Origin of the sequence: Rhodococcus sp. NPDC057014 (genome assembly GCF_042673295.1) — a bacterium.
GTDB lineage: Bacteria > Actinomycetota > Actinomycetes > Mycobacteriales > Mycobacteriaceae > Rhodococcus_F.
Genome location: NZ_JBHUSF010000059.1, coordinates 1 through 19,982, shown reverse-complemented (window position 1 = coordinate 19,982; position 19,982 = coordinate 1). Strand labels below are relative to the sequence as shown.

Here is a 19,982-nt window from a genome sequence, read left to right as displayed (position 1 = left end):
TTACTTGCTGCCCGGACCGGCGTCGCAGCCGGAGGACGGCGACGATCGGTCGGGACCGAAGGCGGCGTCCAGTCGCTCGAGCACGTACGGCCAGGGGATCCGCTCCTGCTCCAGTCGGAGATCACCCTCGCGCAAGCACTCCAGGGCGGCGGCTTCGGACCCGGTCAGGTGGGACACGTCGTTGAACGTCGGTGACTGCTCCCGGACCGCGAGATCCCGCCACCGATCCAGGGTGGCCTCATCCATCAGCAGACTCCGCACGTGCGGAAGGTGCCGGCGCAGACGGTCGAGGATGGCGAACCCGTGACTGTCGAGGTCGCCCCAGTACCAGACTTCCGAGTCGACCACCCACGGGATCGCGGCCAGTTCGTGCACCGTGTAGCCGCCGCCGTGCAGTGCCACGGTGTCCGCCAGCGGAGGGAGCGCGTACAGGCCCTCCTTGTTCTCGAGAATGAGGACGCGCGCCGGGTTCAGCGGCAACGCGCCGAGTTCCCCCAGCGACGTGGCGAAGCGTCGCGGACTGCCTGCCAGCAGACCGGGATCGCACAATGCGAGATCGCGCAGGTGGGGGAGGCTTCGGATGCCGAGATCCCGGCTGCCGCGAACGCCGTCGACCAAGGTCTCCACCACGCCGCGGTGACGCGCGAGCCATTTCGTGTCCACTCCCGGAACGGGAAGCTGACGAATGAAATACCCGGAGTCCGGGTGTTCGCTCAACCACCGCGCAATTTTGGTCAGCCTGCCGAAGTCGTCGTCGTCCAGATCGAGCCATTTCGCCGCGGTCGCGGCAACCGCGGCCGACAACTCCGGGGTGCCGGGACCGAGACAGTCCAAGAGTGTGTCACGGCGCATCACCAGGGCGCGCCATTCGGCCTCGCGGCCACCCGCGGACGCGATCCGGCCGGCCCCGGCCAGCGTCAGCCGCACCGGCACCTCCTGGGTGCCGAAGCTCGGCCACCGCCGCGTCGCCCACTCCACCCGGCCGTCGCCGGCGTAGCCGCGCCAGGCGCGTACCCACGCGACGACCGTGTCGGGGTCCTCGGCAATCTGCTGCTCGGACGGCGGATGCAGCGCCACCGTCAGCGAATCCTGATCGGCGAACACGGAGTCGGCCAGCCAGCGTCGTCGGCGACTGTTGTAGGCGGCCAGTGCCTTCGCAGCGGCTATGGGCGGCAGAACGCATCGGGTGCTCATGCACTACCCACGTCGTCGAAGTCGATGAGGCTGAGTTCGGTGTGCATCCGGTCGCGGATACTCACGGTCACCGCACCGCCGATGTACTCCTCGAGTGTGCCGAGCAACTTCAGCGGCGTCGCCAGCACCATGTGGAAACCGAACTGCGCGAACACGTCCAACGCCCGCCGTGTGTACGCGGAGTCGGCGCGGTCGAACGCCTCGTCCAGGATGACCGTGCCGTAACGGGGAAGGTCTGCGCCGTCGGGTGCGAGCTGATACCGCAATGCCGCTGCCAGACAGAAGAACACGAGTTTCTGCGCCTGACCGCCAGACAGTCCGGAGCTCGAATCGTGGTAGTTGCGAGCCTCCCCGGCGCCGTCGATCTCGACGCCGATGAATCCCACGTGCAGGCGAGTGTCCAGGACCTGCCGCTGCCAGCGCTGATCCGCGGGCTCTTTCGAGGCCAGACGCTCCAGCACCGCCGCCATCCGCTCGAATCGCTCCTCGGCCGCGGGGCGCTGCTCGACGTCCCAACCACCGCTCGTGATGCGGGTCAGGTCGTCCAGCAGGTCGGCCGCCGCCGGCGAACGTCGCTCGCGGACGTCGATGCGCAACCACCGGTCGGTGTCGAACGCGGAGCGGCGCAATGAGTCGTTCACCGGGTCGATCCGGGAACGGATCTCCGCCGGCGCCTTGCGGATCGTGCGGGCGAGTTCGCCGATGTTGCGGTGTGACTGGTCGTGCAGCAGCTGGAAGAACCGATCTTCGTACCGGGGGAGACCGTCGGAGCGCAGCCGTTGGAGAATCGCCAGGGCGTCGTCGACGTATTCGGCGTCGACCCTCAACTCACCGCCGCGGGACTCCCACCGCGCCAGGTACTGCGACAGGATCCGGACGATCGACGCGCCGGCGGCAGACACCGCGTTCTGCGCCTCACCCCGGTCCTTGCCGATGCCCTGTCCGACCTCGAACAGAGCCCTGTCGATATTGTCCGACGTGACCCGGCGCGCGAACTTCTGGAACCGCGCCTTGATCCGGGCGGCCACCGCATCGGGAGCCGTCTCGCCCGCGTCGAGTTCGGCCCGCGCGATCCTCGCCTCGAGTTCCGTGAGCGCCGTCCGGTGCACCGTCAACGCTGTGTCCGCCTGACGCCGGGCCGCGTCGGCCTCGTTCTCCGCCTTCTTCGCGAGCTCGAGGTCAGCCGACACCGCGGAATGCTCCGGGTTGTCCTGCCGCCAGGAGTCGAGGCGTCCGTCCACCGCGTCGACGGCGGACTGCGCTGCAGTGATATCGACATCCGCCCACTGCGCGTCGAGGATTGTCTGTGCTGCGCGATTCTGCCGGGCGATCCGCTGATCCTCACGGTCCAGCGCGTCGAGTCGGCTCGTGATGCCCGCGATCGTGACGTCGAGATCCGCGATTCGACGGCGAATGTCCTCGAGTTTGGCTTCGTTGTCGAATCCGAGAACCCACCGCCGCCGGTCGTCGATGCGGCTGCGGTCATCCTTCTCGTGCCGCTCCGCGGAGTGCTTGACCTGCCCGGCGCGTGTCACGGCGCGGGCGTGATCCGCGAAGCCGGCTGCGGTGTCGACACATGCGTAGTCGTAGCGGTCCGCGAGATGGTGGTGGATCCACGGGGCGAGCGGACCGTCCGCGACCTCTACTCGGCGCACCAGCGACAGCGCCCCGGTCTTCGGCACCGTCGTCGGTGTGGCGCCGACCCGCACCCGGCGATACACGAGCCGCGCGCCGAGGTGGGTGGCATCGACGGCCGCCGCGACCGCCGGATACACCTCTTCCGGGACGAGAAGGGTGCGCCCGAGGCCGCCGAGGACCCGCTCGATGGGGCCGGTCCACTCGGAGTGCTCGTCCCGGACCGCGATCAGCTCGCCGGCGAACGGCACGGTGTCATCGGGGACGCCCGCGGCGGAACAGATCGACTCCCGGGCGCGCAGCAGTCCCGGATCGATGTTGGAGCGTCTTCGGGCGATGATCTCCCGATCGGTGATGAGCTCCGCGCGCTCCTTCTGCGCGGTGCCGCGCTGTTCGGCGAGGGGATAGCGGTCACCGAACCGCTCCTCGTGGGTGGTGGACGCCTGCCGCAACTGATCCTCGAGTTGCCCGCGCAACCGCGCGAACTCTTCGGCGGTGCCGGGAACGGTTCCCTCCCAGGCCGACACCGCCTCGGCGATCCGATCCCGCCTGGCACGCACCCGCGCCAACGTCTTCAGTTCTGCGTCGCGCTGCGCGTGGAGGGTGGCCAGCCGGCCGCCCCCGATGCCCTCGAGTTTCACGGTCAGATCGAGGGTTTCCTGGCGGGCGCGTTCGGCCGCTGCCGTGGCCTCGGCCGCGCCCGACTCCAGCAGGGGAGTCAGGGCGCGGCGTTCGGTGCGATCACCGCACAGCAGCGACAGCGTCATCTCGGCGTGAACCGCCCCGAGATGCGCGTTCTCCTCCTCCGTGTCCCGCAAGGACTCGAGGCCGCGTCGCCGCGTGTCGGCCAAATCGACGAGCGGTGTGAGCATCTCGACCTGAAGCCGTGCGTCGACGACGACGCGGTGGGCCTCCTGCAGATCGTGGAACTGGTTGACCGCGCGCTCGGCCATCGCGAACGTGCTCGGGGTGTCGAGCATGTAGTCGCGGAACAACTGGTCGAGGCTGCCGAGGCTTTTCGCGGACAACGTGCGGTGCAGCAGTCGCTGCGCGCCTTCCGTCGAGATGCCCAGACGGGAACGGAAACTGCGGGCGAACGGCGCGTACGTCGGGTTGACCGCCGCCTCCGGCCACCGCTTACGGATTCCCCGCGTGTCGATACCGCGGGCCATGAACGCGCTGAAATCCGTCAGGTCCAGTTCGTGATCGAGAATGAGATGGAGGTGGCTGACATCGCCCGCCGCGTTCTGCCCCCGCCCGAGATGCATGAGCTTGACGAGGGTGATCGGCGGATCGTCGGTGCCCACGCGGTAGGTCAGGGCAATGCCGCTCCACGTCGCGCCGGTCCGCAGGTACGAGGCGACCAGCCCCTCCGTGTCCGCGCCCGCCTCCCTCCGCCACGCACCCCGGATGTACGTGACGAAGTTGCGCCCCGAGTTCGTGGCCTCCTGCGCGGCCGCGTTGAACCGCAACTGATTGCCCGGGACCAGCACCGCCGAGATGGCATCGATGAGCGTGGACTTGCCGGAGCCGGAATTGCCGGTGATCAGGAAACCCTTGCGGGCCACCGCGAGATCGTGGTGGCCGTGCAACGTCCCCCAGTTGACGACCTGCACGCGCGCGAGACGGCGTTGACCGGGATGGATCACGGTGTGCCCTCCTCCAGAATCCGCCGGAACTCCGCCTCGACGAGAGCGACCTGTTCGGCGTCGAACAGCTGCCGCAACACCGGGGAGACCTCCATCCGATCGTCGGTCGACGTCTTCGTGAGCAGCGAATACTTGTCGAGTTTCTTCCACGACGCGTTGATGCGTTTCGCGTAGCCGGCGGGGTCGGTGTCGCTCGCCGCGCGATACATCTCGAGCTGTTCGCGCAGTTCGTCGAGATCGACGATCACCCGTTCACCCGGTTGCGCGCGCAGCAGACGCTGGCGCAACGCGAGCAGCATGACCGTGTCCATGAAGGTCAGACGCTCGGTGCGCAGCACCGTGGGAGTGCTGGCGTCGCCGGTTTCGGCGGGGCGGGTGAACGCCAGCTCGTTCTCGTCGTCGATGACGAGAACGAGAAACACGTCGGCCAGCCGGGACCGGAGGAGGCGCTCGTCCCGGATCACCGCGCGCCACACCTCGGGATGCTTGGCCGCGGTGACGAGCGGGCCCTTGAGCAGCTGCACGAAGGCGCGCCGCGTCTCCACATCCAGTTCGCCGGTGTCTCCGGGGTACTGGCCGCGGGTGGTCGGCTCGTCGGTCATGTCGGGCTCCCCGTGGGTTGGAATGCCGGCCGGGTGGTGAACTCGTCGGCGGCCGGATCGAACAGGCGACGTCGAATCGTCGCCCGGCGTGCGACGCCTGCTCCCGACACCCATTGAATGTCCTCGGTGCCGTCGATCGCGTGCCCGTGGTGGGTGGCAAGGACCATCAATCCCACCGCGCTCGCGAGTCCCTGAGTGGCCGGGTAGTCGCGCAGCACGTCACCGATCGTGGCGCGACCGTGCTCCCGCAGAGTGGCCGCGACGTTGTCGGACAATTCGTCCATATCGATCTCGGATTCTCGGACGAGCCGTCGGAGTTCGTCGAGATCGACGGTGCCGGCGTCATTGGTGAGCACCGGTTCGGTGACGAGGTTGTCGGCGGGATTGTGCAGGCGAAGGGCTGCGACCGATTCGATGGTCATACCCACCCGTACCAGGTCGAGGTCGAGCAGGTCGTAGGGCCTACGACGTTTGGCCACGGCGACGGCACTCTGCTGCGCGGTGCGCAGCAACCGCTGCAGCCGGCGGTGTTCCTCGTAGTGACGAGACTGGACGAAGTGACGCAGCGACCGGGACAGTGAGGTCATCGTCGAATGCACCTCGGAGCCGGCCGTTTCCATCTCCGTCAGCAACGTCCGGAACCGCAATCTCTGATCGGTGGTCAGCATCGCGGCGAACGGCCGTTGCAGCACCGCGTCGATCCACTCGTCGATCTGCGACGACCGGGCCGGATCGAGAATCATGTCGTAGAACGCGGTGAAGCTGCGACCGGCATCGGAGTCCCCGATCAGGTCGACGCCGCGGAACACATCTCCCAGGGTGTCGCCGCGGTCACCGTCGTCGTCGAGGATGCGCGCCCGCAGATCACGGTTGAGTTCCTCGAGTTCGGCGCGGACCCGGGCGAAGTCCGCGGGGACCTCCGAGGCCAGCGCGAGAATCTCCGCGGAACGCTCGACGGCACGATCACCGTCGAGGACCGGGAAAACCCCCGACTCCACCGCCGCGATCTGCTGATCGATCGCCGCCCGTTCGGTCAGCAGCGCGGTGAGGCGAGTTTCCGTGCGGGGATCGGAATCCCGGGCCAGAGCCTGCAACTGGGTGGAGAGCGTGGTCAGGCGGGATTCGGTGGCCGAACTCGCCTGACTGGTGAAATTCGCGACGAACGCCATCGCGGCGAACGCGCCCTCGGTCGGTTCCAGAGTCTCTTCACGGGTACCGGCCGCCGCCCGGCGGAGCAGATAACCGGACCGCACCCACTCGGTGCAGTACGCCTGACCGGTGCGCGGGAAGTCGAGGCCCTCGTCGCGCATCGTCTGAAGGTCGGAGTCCAAGCGCGCGAACAGTTCCGGAGCCGGGAGGCGTCGGGTGCCGCGATCGAAGTGCCGGCCCAGCAGCGCCAGAATCGCCGGCGCCGTGTCGGCCCGCAGCAGCGTCCACGCGGCGTGGTCCTGGCGCAGGCGAAGAAGCCGATGGACGTCGGCGGTGATGGACATCGGACTCCTCTCGGTTCAGCCGGTGATGCGTTCGCGGTCGCCGGTCAGATCGGCCAGGGCCCGTACGCGAACTCGATTCCGGCGAACACCAAGGATTCCGCACCCTCGATGTCGGGACGGGGCGCACGCTGCTCCCGGGCATCGCCACTCAACTCGCACTCCTCACTCGAACAGGCTTCGGATGTCGTCGGCGTCGAGGGTGGAGCTGAGCAGGGTGTCGGCGTCCATGACGCTCGCGAAGAGCGCCGACTTCTTCTCCTTCAGCGCCATCACCTTGTCTTCGATGGTGTCCTTCGCGATCAGCCGGTACACCATCACGTTGCGGGTCTGCCCGATGCGGTGCGCCCGGTCGACGGCCTGCGCCTCGGTGGCCGGGTTCCACCACGGGTCGAGGATGAAGCAGTAGTCGGCCTCGGTGAGGTTCAGCCCGAAGCCGCCGGCCTTGAGGCTGATCAGGAACACGGGGGCGTCGCCCTCCTTGAAATCGCGGAGCACGTCGCCGCGGCGCCGGGTGCCCCCGTCGAGGTAGGCGTGCGCGATGCCCGCGTCGTCGAGGCGGTCGCGGACCTTTCCGAGGAACCCGGTGAACTGGCTGAACACCAGCGCCCGGTGGCCCCCGGCGACGACGTCGGCGAGCTGTTCGAGCAGCGCGTCCACCTTGGCGGACGGGACGTCCCGGTACTCGTCGTCGACCAGTCCGGCGTCGAGACTCAGCTGTCGCAACAAGGTGAGCGACTGCAGGATCGTGAAGCGGTTCTTGTCGACGTCGGCGAGCAGACCGAGGATCTTCTGCCGCTCACGCTGCAGGTGGGTGTCGTAGATCGTGCGGTGCTTCGCGTGCAGGTCGACGTCGAGCACCTGCTCCTGCTTGGCCGGAAGATCCTTCACCACTTGCTCTTTGGTGCGGCGCAACATCAGCGGTTTGACGCGGCGGCGCAGTTGCGCGAGGAGTTCGGCGTCGCCCTGCTGCTCGATCGGCCTGCGGTAGTAGTCGGTGAACCGGGTCGGGTTCGGGAACAAGCCCGGGGCGGTGATGGAGAGCAGCGCCCACAACTCCATCAGGTTGTTCTCCATCGGCGTGCCGGTGATCGCCAGCTTGAACGGGGCCTCCAGCCGGCGGGCGCACTGGTAGATCTTCGACTTGTGGTTCTTGGTGAACTGCGCCTCGTCGAGGATCAACCCCGACCACGTGCACCCCGCGTACGCCTCGAACTCCAGGCGGAACAGCGTGTACGACGTGACGACGACGTCGGCGCCCTGCACCAGTTCGTCCAGCGGAACCTTGCGTCGTTTCAGGGTATCGGCGATCGCGACGACCTCCGCGCCGGGGGCGAAGCGCGCCGACTCGGACTCCCAGTTCGACACGACACTGGTGGGGGCCACGATGAGGAACGGCGGCGCGGCCGGATTCGACTGCCGCGCATGGCAGATCAGCGCCAGCGCCTGCAGGGTCTTGCCGAGCCCCATGTCGTCGGCGAGGATGCCGCCGAGCCCATGCTCCCAGAGGAACGCCAGCCAGCGGAACCCCTCCAGCTGATACGGGCGCAACTGCGCGTCGAGCGTGCCCGGGACGTCGACCTGATGGACGGTGCCCGGGGCCAGCAGGCCGTCCACCTGCCGCCGCCACGCCTTCGCCTGGCGCTCGACGGTGCCGAGGGCCGCGAACTCTTCCCACAGGCTCGCCTGGAACCGGCTGAGCCGCAGCGACCCGTCGGCGCGGTCGTGGAGGGCGCGGGCCTCGTCGATCAGCTTCCGCAGCGTGTGGAGTTCGGGTTTGTCGAGGGAGAAGTAGGCGCCGTCGGGCAGCAGCAGTTCGGACTTTCCCGCGCTGAGCGCGGAGAAGACCTGGTCGAACGGCACGTCCCGGCCCTCCACGGTGAGCGTGACCCCGAGGTCGAACCAGTCGGTGCTGCCGGTGGACGCCGCGGTGGAGACCCCGATGGCGAGCGAATCGCCGGCCTCGCGGTAGTCGGCGCGGTCGCCGGAGACGTCGATGGACACCCCGGTGTTGCCGTCGAGCAGGGGCAGGACCTCGGTGGTGAACCGCATCGTGTCGAGTCCGCGCAGCAGCGTCGATTCGGGGCTCTCCGGCCCCAATCCGTATTTGCTCCAGTCGATGTCGAGTGCGTCGAGCAGGGCCTGTTCGCGGGTGTCGTCGCGGTAGTCGTCACCGGACGTGGCCGTGAGCGGCGTGCGGTGCTCGTCGTCCCCGACGGTGTACAACCATTCCCAGTCGACGGTGACCTCGTGGTCGGGCAGATACGTGGCCCGCAGCGTCAGGGTGGGTGCCGAGATCTCGGGTGGGACGAACGAGCCGTCCGAGGAGATGACCGTGGCCAGATTGCGCAACTTCGGCAAGAAGTCCGTCAGGAACCGGGACTCCTCGGAATCGGGAACCTCGATGCGGGTGCGGCGGCGCACCAGATCCTGCAAGGGGCCGGGCACTACGGAGTCGAGCCGGGCGAGGTGGATGCGGTCGTCCGCGTCGACGTAGAACAGGCCGTGCGCGCGGAGCCCGATGAAGCCCACGGCCGACGGGTCGACCCGATCGCCGTCGACGACGATCACCGCTTGCACGAGCAGCGCGTCGAGGTCGTGGTTCCGGGTGACGTCGAGGCAGATCTCGGCCGAGCGGTAGGGGGCGAGTGCGCCCAGGCGCTTCGAGGAGTGGAGGAGCTCGACACCCACCCTGGCCGCCTCGTCGAGCAGCGACCACAGCTGGCGGCTCGGAAAGACACTGAGGTCGAGGTCGGTGTGGTTCTGCCGGCGGTAGTTCATGCCCCCACCGGCCAGCAGATGGATCTCGTGCAGCACACGGATCTGCTCGGCGGGATGCTGGAAGTGGCTGCCCAGCTTGTTCCACGCCAGCCCGCCGACGATCCAGCCCTTCGAACCGGGCTGGACCGGCTTCACGAGCAGTTGAGGTGCCGAGTCCCCGGCCGGCGCCTGGACCCGGAACTGGACGGCGAGCGGCGACCGGCGGCCGGAATCGCCGAACGGATCGGCCGGGGTGAGCAGCGAGCTCAGCGATCCGTCCCAGGAGGCTGCGACAGGCGCCTGCGCCTCCGACGCCGCCTCACGGATCGCCGTGATCAGCAGGGCCGCGATGTGCTTGCAGTTCATCCCGACCGGACACGTGCAGATTCCGTACCGGTACACCGTGCGGCCGGGAACGGGCGCAACGAAGGCCGATGCCGAGTACGGCTCCCTCGCCGTGCCCGCCACCTCGCCCCACAGCTCCTTGGCCGCCGGATCCCACGACATCTCGATGACCGCGTGGTCGCGGGCGTACTGCTCGCCGCGGCGGTACGTGGTGGTGCCGAGAACCGCCTTGATCGACGCCACGTCGATGTCGCGGAACTCCCCAGGCAGCATGCCGACAGAGTAGTCAACCTCTCCGACAGGTCCCCGGGGTGCGGTGACCCTCACCCCAGGGTTACTGGTCGCGCCCGCCGCGCGGCCGGAGACTTCGGTGCGTCGGGGGAACCCCATGGATCGGAGAGAACATCATGGCCGAAATGGTCGAAGCACCGCAGAAACACCGCACCGGCGGCGTCGCGAGAACACTGATCACCGTCTACGGAACGGTCGTGTACGTCACGTTCCTGGTCGTGTTCCTCTACGCGATGGGATGGGTCGAGGGCCTCGTCGTGCCCCACACGATCAACGACGGTCCCGCCGCCCCCGTCGCGGTCGCGGTGGTCGTCGACGTGGCGCTACTCATGATTTTCGCGATGCAGCATTCCGTGATGGCCAGGCCCTGGTTCAAGAAGCGCTGGACGAAGATCGTCCCGGAACCGATGGAGCGCTCGACGTACGTCTTGTTCGCCACGGCCGCGCTGGCGCTGATGATGTGGCAATGGCGTCCGCTGCCCGACCAGATCTGGAATGTGGAGACCGACTGGGTCCGCGTCGCGATCTACGTCGTGTCCCTCGGCGGGTGGGCCCTCGTGCTGGCCGCGACGTTCGCCATCGACCACTTCGACCTGTTCGGGGTGCGCCAGGTGCTGCGGAACCAGAGCGGGAAGTCGGCTCTGCCCAGCGCCTTTCGGACACCGATGCTGTACCGGGTGATCCGGCACCCGCTGTACGCCGGTTTCATCATCGCGTTCTGGGTGGCGCCGACCATGACGTGGGGCCGGCTGCTGTTCGCCGTCGGGACCACCGGTTTCATCCTGGTCGCGGTGCGTTTCGAGGAACACGACCTGATCGACACGTTCGGCGACGACTACCGCACCTACCGCGCGCGGGTGCCGATGCTCGTCCCGAGGTGCGGCGCACAGCCGCGGTAGTCACAGACCGCCGGCGACGGCGATCGTGGTGGCGGTGACGTAGGACGCCTGGTGGGACAGGGCCCACAGCACCGCCTCGGCGATCTCCTCGGGTGTCGCGACCCGGCCGAGGGGGATCCGACCGGCCTTGCGGTCGGGTCGCCCCGCGTCGCCCGCGGCCGCGTGGATGTCGGTGTCGGTGGTGCCGGGAGCGACGCCGACGACCCGGATGTTCGCGGCCGCCAGTTCCCGCCCGAGCCCCGTCGTGAGACTGTCGACGGCCGCCTTCGAGGCCGCGTAGCCGACGTATTCGCCGGGTGCCCCGGTTCCCGCCGCGACCGAACTGAGGTTGACGATCACGCCGGGTCGTCCCTCCCGAACCCAGTGCTCGGCCGCCGCGCGGGCGTAGTTGATCGTCCCGAACACGTTGACGTCGAACACCTCCCGCAGCGACGCGTCGGCGGTGGTGAGGAATTGGCCGAGCGGGCCGGTGGTCCCGGCGTTGTTGACCACCGCGACCAGTTGCCCGCGGTCGTCGGCCGCGCCCACCACCGCCGCGGCCAGTGCGGCGTCGCGCACATCGGCGCGCACGGCGGTGGCGCGGATGCCGCACTGGTGCACGAGGTGGTCGGCGGCCTCGTCGTCGTTCTGATAGGTGAACGTCACCTGATAGCCGCGATGGACGGCCAGGCGCACGACGGCGGCGCCGATGCCGCGCGATCCACCGGTGACGAGGATGTGTTCGCTCACCATACGAGCGTATCCGGGTGGGCGCGGTCAGCGCGGGGGCCTGCCGAACGTGATGCTCGGCGCCGTCACCGTGATCGACGCGATGCGGACCGCGAGACCGGGAGGTGTCGGCGGCTCGGCGTCGATGACGGTGGGGTGACGGTCGACCTGCTGGGGCGCCGGACGGGCCGGTGAGAAGACGCTCCGGACCACCCCGATCGGCGTGCGGGCGATCGCGTCCGCCGACTGCTGGATCTGCTCGAGCGTCCGGAACATCGTGTCGACATTGTCGGACTGCCTGCCCGTGCTCACCGCCTCCACCACCGGACGCATCGTCCGCAGCAGGAACACGACCTCTTCGAGCAGTTCCTCGGTGAGCCGGAGGATGCGGAACGACGTCTTTCCGACCTCGATCGGCACGGTGACGGTGCACACGGCGACGCGGACGGGACCCTCCGCGGCCTCTGCCGCCCTCCGGTACGCGTCCTCGACCACCGGGGCGACACACGACGGCACGAAGCGGGAAACGAATGTCACTGGTCGACCCCCTCGCGGCACGGCGACTTGTTGTGCCGGGGAGGCTACCGCCCCGGCGGGCGCCACGCAGGACGAGCGCTCACCCCGGCAGCAGGGCGCGGACGGCGTCGATGGTGTCGGCGTCCGCGGCCGCCTTGTCGGGGCGATACCGCAGCACGCGCGCGAACCGCAGGGCGAGCCCGCCGGGGTAGCGGGAACTGACCTGGACGCCGTCGAGTTCGATCTCCACGACGAGGTCGGGGTGCAGGTACACGGTGTGGTCGTCGCGGCGGCGTTCGTGGCGAGGGAATTCGTCCGTCTGCCACTGCAGCAGCGCGTCGGTGAGGCCCTTGAACGTCTTGCCCACCATGATCGGTGCGCCGCCGTCCGGGTCGCGCGCCCCGAGGTGCAGGTTGGACAGGTATCCGGTGCGCCGCCCGTATCCCCACTCCGCGCCGAGCACCACCAGATCGAGGGTGTGCTCCGGTTTCACCTTCTGCCAGGCGCGGCCGCGTCGTCCCGCCGCGTACGGGGCGGCGAGCGATTTGACCATCACACCCTCATGTCCGGCGGCGAGTGCGTCGTCGAAATGGGTTGCGGCCCGGTCGCTGTCGGGTCGGATCAGGCCGGGGATGCGGTGTTGCGGCGCGACCCGTTCCAGCGCGTCCAACCGCTGCTCGAGCGGAGCATCCAGCAGGTCGACGCCGTCGAGATGCAGGCAGTCGAAGAAGTACGGGTGCAGCAGCAGGTCGCGGGAGGACTCGGCGCCGAAGCGGCTCATCGTCTCCTGGAACGGCCGGGGCCTGCCGCTGTCGGTGAGCGCCAGCGTCTCCCCGTCGAACACCGCCGACGTGCAGGGCAGGCCCGCGACGAGTGCGACCAGTTCCGGCACGGTGCCGGTGATCTCCCGCAGGGTGCGGGTGAAGATCCGTACCTCGTCGCCGTTGCGGTGCACCTGGATCCGCGCGCCGTCGAGTTTGTATTCGACGCTGACGTCGCCGCCGAGTTCGGTCCACGCGTCGGTGAGGGATTCGGCGGGGGAGGCCAGCATCGGCCGCACCGGACGGCCCACCTCCAGCCGGAACGCGGTGAGCGCGTCGACCCCGCCGTCGAACGCGGCGACCGCGGTCGCGGGCAGCCGTCCCGACAGCATGAACGCCCGGCGCACGGGTTCGACGGGAAGTTCCGCGGCCGACGCGATCGCGTCCGTCATCACCCCCTCCAGTGCGCCCTGGCGGAGGTCGCCGGTGACCAGCCGGATCAGGAAGTCCCGCTCGTCGGTGGTCGTGCGGGAGAACAGGTCCGCGAGCAGTTCACGCCGGCGTGCCGCCGACCCGGAGCCGGTGACGGCTGCGACGGCGGAGATGGTCGCGTCGACCTCGGACACCGTGACGGACCCGGCGTCGACGGGTGTGGCCGGAATGTCCGCGACTGTCCGCCAGCCGATTCCGATCCGGCCCTGCCGCAGTTCCCCGGACAGCCACGCGACCACCGGTTCCACCTCGGGCGGCTCCAGCCGGGTGAGGACCTCACGGAGCGCCCCGACCTTCACCTTCCGCGACCGGGTGGCACCCACGTCCCGGGACGTCGCGACGATCTGCGAGAACAGCACACCCCGACGGTAGCGGGACGGTGTCGTGGGCGGTCAGAATCCGGCTGATCCGAATGCTGGGCCGACCGCCCCGCCGTTCCTAGGCTGGGCGAATGAGTACTGCGCGACGCCGCCCACTGAAGACGGTGACGGGGGTCAGCGGCGCCGTCAGCACCTATGCGGCGGCGATCGACCCGCAGCAGTCGACCGTCGCCTCCTCGATCGAGATCGCGAAGATCGCGGAGGCGAACAAGTTCGACGCGCTGTTCGCCGCCGACCTGCTGAGCTTCGGGGCGCAGGGCGCGATCGGCGCGCAGGAACCGCTGATCTTCCTGTCGGCGCTGAGCGCCGTGACCTCGCACGTCGGGCTGATCGCGACAGTGACCACCACGTTCCACCACCCATACAACCTCGCACGGCTGTTCGGCACCCTCGACCACGTGAGCAACGGACGCGCGGCCTGGAACGCCGTGACGTCGTCGCTGGGTGAGGAGAACTACAGCGACCGCGACCTCCCCAGCCCCGAGGAACGGTACGCCCGGGCAACGGAATCCCTCGAAGTGATCAACGCCCTGTTCGACAGCTGGGAACCCGGGGCGCTCACGTCCGACGGTGCCGGCGGTACCCGGCTCGACGCAGACCTGGTGCGGCCGATCGACCACACGGGCACCTATTTCACAGTCAAGGGTCCGCTCAACATCCCGCCGCTGCCGCAGCGCCGTCCCGTGCAGTTCCAGGCCGGCCAATCCGCGGCCGGCGTGGAACTCGGCGCCCGCTTCGCCGAGGTGGTGTTCACGTCGCTGCCCACCCTCGAGGACGCCGTCACCTACACCAAGAGCATCCGGGCGCGGGCCACGGAACTCGGCCGCGCAGACGGGCTGCCGCTCATCATGAGTTCGTTCCACGCCACCTACGGCGCGTCCGAGGACGAGGTGCGGCGGCTGGTCCGGGAACAGGAGGAGGCCACCGACCTCGAGGCAGGCCGGATCCGGCTCGAGGACATGTTCGGTGGCGACATCGACCTGTCCGGGCTGCCGCTCGACAAGCCGATCCCGGCGGACGTGCTGCCCGACGTCGGGTCGGTGAACCGCCGCCGCGGCCGGGTCGAGATCTTCAGCCGTCTCGCCGCGTCCGGGCGGACGCTGCGCGAGCTGATCATCGCGTCCAAGGACACCGGGCACTGGGCGGTCGCCGGCACCCCCGATCAACTCGCCGACGCCGTCCAGGAACGCTACGACGCGGGTGTTCTCGATGTCATCTCCCTCGGCGGGCTCGCCGAGGACCGGACCCGCGACTTCGTCGTCAACGGGTTGCTGCCCGAACTGCGGCGACGCGGAATCGTCGGCGACGACTACGTCGGCGGTACGTTCCGGGCCAATCTGGAACTGCCGCCGCTGCCGGCCCGCTAGTTGTCCACCGGTGCGCCGTCGACGACGATCCGCACACGGTCCGGGTAGAACGAGACGTGGTCGTCGATGCCCGACGCCTCCGCGGTGGTGAACGGGTAGAACCAGGCGGCGTCCTCCACCGGATCCGTGCCGTCGGTCCCGGTGAACGACAGATACGACGCCGTCCCCTTGTACGGGCAGGACGTCCTCGTGTCGGAGGCGGTGAAGAACTCGGACCGCACGTCGATGCGGGGAACGTAGTAGCGCACCGGCAGCGACGTCTCGAACAGCAGACGCGGACGGACCGTGTCGGCGACCAGGGTGTCGCCGACGAAGACCTCCACGTGCCGGGACGACGGCAGCACATCCACCCGGACGTACGGGTCGCGAGCATGGACGAAAACCTGCTGATCCTCCTCGTACCAGGCGTCCATCCGGTGCCAGTAGAACGCGACGTACGCGCTGAGGTCGAGGGAGTCGTCCAGTTTTTCGTCGTAACCCCACACCGACTGCTCGGCGCGCCGGTCGCCGACGACGATGTCCCAGTACCGCGCCTTGCCCTTCCACGGGCAGGTGGTGGTCGCGTCGACGGGCTCGAGGACGTCGAAGTTCACGTCGTCGCGGGGGATGTAATAGACGGGCAGGTGTCCCTTCTCGAACAGGTACACCGAACGGGTGGTGTCGGCGACCGCCTGGCCGCCGAAGATCACCCGGATGCGCCATGGTGGCACCTTCGGCGCCCCGTGCGTGGTTAAGGAGTCTCTGGACTCGTCAACCACGCACGGGCGCGAAGCGCACTGAACCCGGCGGTCACGACCCACACCGTGAACGGGTAGAGCGCGAGGCGTTCGGTGATGCCGAACGGTGCGCCGGGAAGCAGGATCGCCGCCGTTCCGAGAACCCCGACGAGTCCGCAGAGACCGGTCCACAGTGCGAAGGCGCGCCAGCGCTCGTACAGCCCGACCGCGACGACGAGCATGGCGGCGTTGCGTGCGACGAACGTCGGGGTCGCGACAACCTGATGGAGGTGGGCGTCCACGTCGATCGGAACCACGCCGGTCAGCGCGGCGCTGACCGCGGCGATACCGAACAGGGCCAGCGCGGCGCGTCGGAGGAGGCCGGGCGGGAGGAATCCGCGCAGGCACACCGCCCCCACGAGGATGAGCACCCCGGTCAGCACGAACGCGCTGTTGATCACCGTGTGCAGCGGCGAGCACAGCCGGACGGCCGCGACCTGGGCCGCCGACCCGTCGCAGCCCGTGACACCCAGATTGCTCACAGAGTTCGTCCGCACCCGGTACGGCCGCGGCCAGGCCCGCGCGGTCACGACCTCCGCGACGAAATACAGCGCGATCAGCACCCATGCGGCACCGCCCACCCGCACGGCCAGCTGTCGCCGGGTGGGTGCAGACGTTCGCGCGACGCTCACCCCTCCGTACCGTACCGGCTCACGGAGTGGATTGTTGACAATCTTCGGGGGCGGCTCGACGATGTAGCCATGGCCCCGCTGACGACGATTCCGGTTGCTGACTCCGAGGGCAGGGCCGCGCGTGGCTGAGCTGACGAGCCCCGCCGCCGACCTGCATGCCGAGCTCGCCGAGCTGGGCATCGACCTCGACACCGGAACGCGTCGGCGCGCCGAATATTCCTTCGACGCGTCCAATTACCGGGTGCCGCCGCTGGCCGTGGCGTTTCCGCACACCCCAGCCGACGTGGTGGCGATCGTGCGGGCCTGCGCCGACCGCGGCATCCCCGTCACCGGCCGCGGTGGCGGCACCTCGCTCGCCGGCAACGCGATCGGCAGGGGAGTGGTGCTCGACTTCTCCCGGCACATGAACCGGGTGCGGGCCGTCGACGCGTCCGCCCGCACCGCCGTCGTCGAACCCGGCATCGTGCTCACGGACCTGCAGAAGGACGTGCAACTGGCGACGGACGGCGCGTTCACGTTCGCGCCCGACCCGTCCAGCAAGTCCCGCGCGACGGTCGGCGGCGCCATCGGCAACGACGCCTGCGGCAACCACTCCGTCCGCTACGGCCGCACGTCCGATCACGTCGTCGCGCTCGACGTGGTGACCGCGAGTGGACACCGGCTGACCGCCACCCGCGACGGGCTGCGGGCCACCGATCCGGGCGACAGTTCCGCGGTGGGCGAGGCCGCGCGGATCACCGCCGGACTCGACGAACTGACCCAGGAGCATCTCGCCGACTTCCGCCTCGAGCTCGGCCGCATCCCGCGCCAGGTGTCCGGTTTTCACCTGGCGAACCTGTTGCCCGAGAACGGCTTCGACGTGGCCCGCGCCCTGGTGGGAAGCGAGGGCACGTGCGCGGTGATCGTCGCCGCGACCGTCGCGCTGGTGCCGGTGCCGCCCGCGGCGATGCTGCTGTGCCTGGGATACCACGACCTCGTGGACGCGGCCCGCGACAACGCGATCATCCTCGACTATTCGCCCGCCGCCATCGAAGGGATCGACTCGGCGATCGTCGACACCATGCGGCACCTCCGCGGCGCCGACTCCGTCGTCGGGCTGCCCGACGGCCAGGCCTGGCTGTACGTCGACCTGGACGGCGACGACCTCGCGGAGGTCGAACTCCGTGGCGCCGAACTGGTCTCGAAGCTGCGCGCCGCCGGACGCCTCGTCGACTCGCGGGTCGTCGGCGACCCGGCCGAACGCGCGTCGCTGTGGCGGGTCCGCGAGGACGGCGCCGGACTGTCCGCCCGGCTCGTCGAGGGCGGCGAATCCTGGACGGGCTGGGAGGATTCCGCCGTCGCACCCGACCAACTGGCCGACTACCTCGTCGACATCAAGGCGCTGCTCGCCGAATTCGACCTCACCGGCGTGATGTACGGGCACTTCGGCGCCGGCTGCATGCACATCCGCATCAACTTCGACCAGCGCACCGACGAGGGCAGGGACGTGATGTCGCGGTTCATCCACCGCGCCGCCGAACTGTGCGTGCGGTTCGGCGGGTCGATGTCCGGTGAGCACGGCGACGGCCGCGCCCGGTCGGCGCTGCTGCCGATGATGTACACCCCCACCATGATGGCGGCGTTCGCCACGTTCAAACGGCTGTGGGATCCGGAGGCCGTGCTCAACCCCGGCAGTATCGTCGACCCCGAACCGCTGCTCGGCAGCCTCGCCCTCGACGGCGTGAATCCGCGGGCGTGGCAGACCAGTTTCGACCTCACCCCCACCAGCGACGTCCCCGTCGCACCGTTCGTCCACGCCGTCCAGGGATGCATCGGCGTCGGCCGCTGCCGCGCGTCGACCGGCGGGGTGATGTGCCCCAGCTACCGCGCCACCGGCGACGAGAAGGACTCCACCCGCGGCCGGGCCCGCGCCCTGCAGGAGATGGTGCGCAACTCGCCGACCGTCGCCGACGGCTGGCGGTCCGAGGACGTCAAGGAATCCCTCGACCTGTGCCTGTCCTGCAAGGCCTGCTCCACCGACTGCCCCGTCGGCGTCGACATGGCCACCTACAAGTCGGAGTTCCTCGACCACCACTACCGCGGCCGGGTTCGTCCGCTGTCGCACTACTCCCTCGGCTGGCTGCCGGTGTGGCTGAAGGTCGCGGAACGCTCGGCACCCCTGGTGAATCGGCTGACCGCCGGCCGGCTCGCGAGGGTCGCGGCCAGGCTGGGTGGCCTTACCCCGCACCGGTCGATGCCGGAGTTCGCGTCCCGCAAGCAGATCCGCCGCGAGGTCGGGGAGACGTCGCGGGATGCCGCCGCGGACGTCGTGGTGCTCGCCGACACGTTCACCCGCGGGTTCCGTCCGGAGGTGGTCGGGGCCGCGTCGCGGGTGCTCGCCGATGCTGGCCTGAGCTCGCAGTGCCGCAGCGACGTGTGCTGCGGGCTCACCTGGATCTCCACCGGACAGCTGAAGCAGGCCACCAAGACCCTCAGCAGGGCCGCCGAACTCCTCGACGACGGCACCGACCGGCCCATCGTCGTCCTCGAACCGAGCTGCGCCGCCGCATTCCGCAAGGACCTGCCCGAACTCGTCCACACCGACGCCGCACGACGCGTCGCGGCCCGCATCCATAGCTTCGCCGGTGCGGTGCTCGAACGCGCCGAGTCCGGATGGAGCCCGAGCACGCCGGTGCCCGAAGACGTCACCGTGCAGACGCACTGCCACGAATACGCGGTGTTCGGCGCGGCGGCCCAGCGGAAGGCGCTGCAGGCTGTCGGTGTGCCGCGCGTGCGGGAAGCCACCGGATGCTGCGGCGTCGCTGGTAACTTCGGATTCGAGGCCGACCACTACGACCTCAGCATGCAGGTCGCGGAGCAGGCACTCGCCCCAGCCCTGCGCGAAAGTCCCGAAGAGGCAGTAATACTGACGGACGGGTTCAGCTGCCACATGCAGGTGCGGCAACTCGATCCGAACCGATCGTCGAAACACCTCGCCCAACTGCTCGACCCCGCACCACCGTCGAAACCCGATCACCAGAGCGGAGACTGAAATGTCGCAGTTGTCGATGACCAGTGACGAACGTCAGAAGTTCCTCGCCGACGTGCACGTGGGGGTGATCGCCGTCGACCGCGACGGACGCGCCCCACTCGCCGTGCCCATCTGGTACGGCTACGAACCCGGCGGCCAACCGTACGTCTGGACCGGGCGCGGCTCGCTGAAGGAGCGGCTGATCCGCGACGCGGGCCGCTTCAGCCTCGTCGCCCAGCACGAGAAGCCGCCGTACCGGTACGTCAGTGTCGAAGGTCCGGCGGAGTTCGACGAAGCACCCACCGCCGACATCGTCCGCGAGCTCGCCGCCCGCTATCTCCCCGCCGAGGAGGTCGACCCGTTCGTGGAGCAGGCGTATGACGACAACGCGATCGTCATCCGCATGCGACCGGAGCACTGGCTGAGCGTCGACTACGGCAAAGGCGCGTAGCGCCCGTGCGTGGTTAACGAGTCC

General features: G+C 69.3%; 13 protein-coding genes and 1 pseudogene. 4 read left to right on the top strand and 10 right to left on the bottom strand.

From position 1 onward, the window contains the following. The 5 genes from ACFTZB_RS14700 to ACFTZB_RS14680 form a co-directional block, all read right to left on the bottom strand. Window positions 1-1,194 carry a DUF3322 domain-containing protein gene (locus ACFTZB_RS14700; RefSeq protein WP_378432527.1) on the bottom strand — a complete coding sequence of 398 codons (1,194 nt, stop codon included), beginning with the start codon at window positions 1,192-1,194 and terminating at the stop codon, window positions 1-3. Beyond that, window positions 1,191-4,478, bottom strand: a complete 3,288-nt coding sequence (locus ACFTZB_RS14695) for an ATP-binding protein (protein ID WP_378432526.1) — start codon at window positions 4,476-4,478, stop codon at window positions 1,191-1,193. Before ACFTZB_RS14695 ends, ACFTZB_RS14700 begins: the two co-directional genes overlap by 4 nt. Continuing rightward, the gene (locus ACFTZB_RS14690; protein ID WP_276141442.1) at window positions 4,475-5,080 is read right to left on the bottom strand and encodes a DUF4194 domain-containing protein; all 606 of its coding nucleotides are present in this window, start codon (window positions 5,078-5,080) and stop codon (window positions 4,475-4,477) included. The genes ACFTZB_RS14695 and ACFTZB_RS14690 overlap by 4 nt, the downstream gene beginning before the upstream one ends. Continuing rightward, complete coding sequence (locus ACFTZB_RS14685) at window positions 5,077-6,573, bottom strand: DUF3375 domain-containing protein (protein ID WP_378432525.1); 1,497 nt, start codon at window positions 6,571-6,573, stop codon at window positions 5,077-5,079. The genes ACFTZB_RS14690 and ACFTZB_RS14685 overlap by 4 nt, the downstream gene beginning before the upstream one ends. Window positions 6,574-6,735: 162 nt before the next feature. Continuing rightward, window positions 6,736-9,948: an SNF2-related protein gene (locus ACFTZB_RS14680; RefSeq protein WP_378432524.1), complete on the bottom strand. Its 3,213-nt coding sequence runs from the start codon at window positions 9,946-9,948 to the stop codon at window positions 6,736-6,738. Between the two features lie 134 nt (window positions 9,949-10,082). On the opposite strand from ACFTZB_RS14680, the gene mddA reads away from it, so the two are divergent. Next, complete coding sequence (gene mddA / locus ACFTZB_RS14675) at window positions 10,083-10,865, top strand: methanethiol S-methyltransferase (protein ID WP_378432523.1); 783 nt, start codon at window positions 10,083-10,085, stop codon at window positions 10,863-10,865. Here mddA and ACFTZB_RS14670 read toward each other — a convergent pair whose 3' ends face one another. From ACFTZB_RS14670 to ACFTZB_RS14660, 3 genes are all read right to left on the bottom strand, one after another. Next, on the bottom strand, window positions 10,866-11,597 hold the full coding sequence (locus ACFTZB_RS14670; protein WP_378432522.1) for an SDR family oxidoreductase: 732 nt from the start codon (window positions 11,595-11,597) through the stop codon (window positions 10,866-10,868). A gap of 24 nt (window positions 11,598-11,621) precedes the next feature. After that, on the bottom strand, window positions 11,622-12,110 hold the full coding sequence (locus ACFTZB_RS14665; protein ID WP_378432521.1) for a hypothetical protein: 489 nt from the start codon (window positions 12,108-12,110) through the stop codon (window positions 11,622-11,624). A gap of 79 nt (window positions 12,111-12,189) precedes the next feature. Continuing rightward, a complete protein-coding gene (locus ACFTZB_RS14660) occupies window positions 12,190-13,701 on the bottom strand; it encodes an ATP-dependent DNA ligase (protein WP_378432520.1) in 1,512 nt (503 codons plus the stop codon). Window positions 13,702-13,793: 92 nt separating this feature from the next. Between ACFTZB_RS14660 and ACFTZB_RS14655 the strand changes: the two genes are divergently transcribed. Next, complete coding sequence (locus ACFTZB_RS14655; RefSeq protein WP_378432518.1) at window positions 13,794-15,089, top strand: NtaA/DmoA family FMN-dependent monooxygenase; 1,296 nt, start codon at window positions 13,794-13,796, stop codon at window positions 15,087-15,089. Here ACFTZB_RS14655 and ACFTZB_RS14650 read toward each other — a convergent pair. Continuing rightward, a pseudogene (locus tag ACFTZB_RS14650) lies at window positions 15,086-15,787 on the bottom strand (DUF427 domain-containing protein); the annotation flags it as partial. The gene ACFTZB_RS14655 and the pseudogene ACFTZB_RS14650 sit on opposite strands and share 4 nt — an antisense overlap. A gap of 32 nt (window positions 15,788-15,819) precedes the next feature. Beyond that, entirely contained in the window at window positions 15,820-16,497 is a 678-nt protein-coding gene (locus ACFTZB_RS14645; RefSeq protein WP_378432515.1) for a DUF998 domain-containing protein, read from the bottom strand. A 121-nt stretch (window positions 16,498-16,618) separates the two neighbouring features. Between ACFTZB_RS14645 and ACFTZB_RS14640 the strand changes: the two genes are divergently transcribed. Further along, window positions 16,619-19,528, top strand: coding sequence for an FAD-binding and (Fe-S)-binding domain-containing protein (locus ACFTZB_RS14640; protein ID WP_378432513.1), 2,910 nt, complete (start codon window positions 16,619-16,621; stop codon window positions 19,526-19,528). Window position 19,529: 1 nt separating this feature from the next. Beyond that, window positions 19,530-19,958 carry a pyridoxamine 5'-phosphate oxidase family protein gene (locus tag ACFTZB_RS14635; RefSeq protein WP_378432512.1) on the top strand — a complete coding sequence of 143 codons (429 nt, stop codon included), beginning with the start codon at window positions 19,530-19,532 and terminating at the stop codon, window positions 19,956-19,958. The last annotated feature ends 24 nt before the right edge of the window (window positions 19,959-19,982 follow it).